The sequence below is a fragment of the Oleiphilus sp. HI0079 genome, assembly GCF_001635105.1.
This window is the reverse complement of the sequence record NZ_LWFT01000489.1, coordinates 1-285: the sequence shown is the minus strand read 5'-3', so window position 1 is coordinate 285 and position 285 is coordinate 1. Positions and strand designations below refer to the sequence as shown.

General features: G+C 47.3%; 1 pseudogene. It reads right to left on the bottom strand.

Annotated features, from left to right (window positions below):
* Window positions 1-82: 82 nt before the first annotated feature.
* Window positions 83-285: pseudogene (locus A3750_RS06345) on the bottom strand (cytochrome C oxidase Cbb3); the annotation flags it as partial.

The following is a 285-nucleotide window of genomic DNA, read 5'->3' as shown; positions in this document are numbered from 1 at the left end:
AACTGATAGCCACGATGATCAAAGGGATCATCAGGCCAAGGTTCTTTTCAATTAACTCATGTTGCTTCATCGTTTATCTCCCTTAAGCAGTCGCAGGCATTGAATCGAGCGCTTTGGCGTCTTTCTGTTTGATTGTTAACCAAACATTCAGTGCCATGATAAGCATGCCGACTAGGAAAATAACGCCACCGATCAAGCGCACAAGGTATCCATTGTGGCTCGCCTCAAGTGANTCTACGAAGCNGTAAGTTAGGGTGCCATCGGTGTTGACCGCGCGCCACATCA